General features: G+C 38.5%; 1 protein-coding gene. It reads left to right on the plus strand.

Annotated elements, in window-relative coordinates; translation table 11 throughout:
• On the plus strand, positions 1 to 2,653 hold a 2,653-nt coding region (locus M0P98_09460), incomplete at its 5' end, for a hypothetical protein (protein MCK9267073.1).
• Positions 2,654 to 2,801 lie beyond the last annotated feature (148 nt).

A 2,801-nucleotide genomic window follows, 5' to 3' on the forward strand; every position in this document is an offset into this window, starting at 1 on the left:
AATTGTTGTATATCTTAGAGGCGGAAATTATTTTCTAAAAGATACAATTCTGTTTACTGAAGAGGATTCTGGTACTGAAGAAAATCCCGTAGTTTATAGAAGTTATCCTAAAGAAGAAGTAAGGTTGGTAGGCGGAAAACCAGTTAACAACTTTAAAAAAGTTACTAACTCCGAAATACTGAAAAGATTGCCCAAAGAATCTTCAGGTAAGGTTTTGGTGTCAGATTTAAAAGAGATTGGAATCACCGATTACGGAACTTTAAAAAATAGAGGGTTTGGAACTCGCCAAACAGGAGCGTTAGAACTTATATATAAAGGCAATGTAATGACTCTTGCTCGATATCCAAACGATGGTTGGTTAAAAGTAGCTGGATTGGTTAAACCCGAAGGTGATTATGTTTTCCGAAATACCCCTTACCAGATAGGAAAATTTATATATTCCGGCAACAGACCAGAAAAGTGGGTAGATGAAGAAGAGGTATGGATAAAAGGGTATCTTGGTCCAATGGTACCTTACGTTGTTAAACACGCAAAAATAACCTCAATAGATACAAAAGATAGGGTTGTGTACGTTGCAGAAGATACCCGTACACCCAATTTAAAAGACCCTGCTTATACAGGTAGCCGTATATCAAAAGGGACATCCTATTTTGCTTACAATCTTTTAAGTGAACTTGACTTGCCTGGAGAATGGTATCTAAGCAGAAAAGAAGGCAAACTCTACTTTTGGGCACCTGATACTATTAAAGAAAACGAAGTAATTGTTTCAACTTTTGATAAACCTGTTATAGAGTTAAAAAACGTTTCTAACAATATCCTTTATAACCTTACGGTTGAAGCAACTTGGCGCACAGCGATAGTAATAGACGGTGGAGAAAACAACCTTATAGCTGGCTGCACCATACGAAATACAGGGCAATGGGGAATAGATATTCCTAAGGGTTGGGGACATAGTGTTGTAGGTTGTGATCTTTATGACCTTGGAGAGGGTGGAGTAAATCTTTCCAATAGCGGTGATTATAATTTGCGGAGTGCTTTTGCGGCAGACAACAGAAGAAAACTTGTTCCTCAAAAATTTTCTGTCGAAAACAACCATATCTACAGGTTTAACCGTTTGTGCGGAGGAAACAATGCAGCTATATCTATTCAAGGTATTGGGCAACGAATCTCCCACAACCTTATAAATGATTCTCCTCATTATGGTATAAGCATAACACATAACAACCACATTGTTGAGTTTAACGAGATACACGACATAGTCGCCCATTCCAAAGAACTTGGCGCTATATACACTTGGGACGGTGGAAACCAACTAACCTATAGAAGCAACATATTAAAAAACAATTTCCTACACAGTATAATGGGACATTTTTCGCCAAACTCATCACATGGCGTAAGAGCAGTTCATATTGACGGTATAAGTTCTAACCTAACTTTGTACGGGAACATCTTTTACAGAACAGCTGGTGTCTCTACGTCATCGCCTGACAGTAGGTTTGACAACAATATTTTTGTAGATTGTTTTCCTGGAATGTCTCAAGGTAACAGAAGCGACATCCTTGAGAAAAGCGGTACCTTAAATACCTGGGGATTTGAATCTTTAAAAGCCTTCAGAACAGTAGATTCCAAACTACCCCCATGGAGTACAAGATACCCTCAAATTTCGGGTATTTTTGACCAAAAAAACAGACCATTGGGCTGGCCAAGAAATATAACAATATCAAGAAACATAAATGTGGGTGGACCTTTTGCTACTTATGCTATTGGGCTACGAAACGATCTTGCTATTGAAAACAATATAACAGATATCGACCCATTATTTATTAATCCAGAAAATAATAATTTTACAATAAGACCGGGTTCGCCAGTTTATGCTCTTGCACATTTTGACCCAATCCCTTTTAACAATATTGGGCTATATAATGATGAATTAAGAGCGTCTTGGCCTGTAGAAAGAGAGATAGGCAAATATTTTGACCCTACAAAAGAAACAGGGATAGCCAAACAAAAAGAGTATGCTGTCAACAAGCGGGTATCAACCATAAAGATAGACGGTAAACTTGAAAAATCTGAGTGGCTCGGGTTAGATAAAAGTAAATCTATAAGTATGAACACTTATTACATACCCGCTCAAGACCAGAAAGGACCAGAGAGCAATACTTGGGTATTATATGATGATAAACACATATATATTGGCACTGAACATACCCTTGACCCGTGGACAGAAGATATGCCTGTAACACTAAAAAATCTTGACTGGGTAGTTACAGAAATCTCAATAGAAGGGCAGGTAGAATCAGATACAAAAGGGTGGTGGTTACCTGATATGGCGACAGGTCCGATATATATTTTCTGGGTTTTTCCAGACGGGAAAGTAGAGATTTTAGATAGTTACTGCAAAATGCCTGAAACTATACGAGAAGAACTCTTGAAGAATATTCAGTACGGTGCTACTATGATTAACTCAAAAGATTTCCATTGGACATTTGAACTTAAAATACCTATGCATCTTCTTGGTCTAAGTGTTAGTGAAATTACAAGCACACGGTTTAATATTGGGGTCAGAAGAAGAAAAAACTGGGTTGCGTGGATGTATGCCGACGGACCTATATGGCGGCTTGAGGGCGGAGGGAAACTTAATTTTATCAAATAAGGGGAAAAAAGTATGGGGTGTCTATTCACTCTGGTACTACGGCGCATACACCTTCTACACAACAATCGGGCACTCTGAGAACTCACCCTTCTGCATATAAAGCATCTCCGAAGGGCTTAACAGGCTCAGAGTAGGGGAACAAAAGGCT

Source organism: bacterium, assembly GCA_023230585.1.
Taxonomy (GTDB): Bacteria; Ratteibacteria; UBA8468; order B48-G9; family JAFGKM01; genus JALNXB01.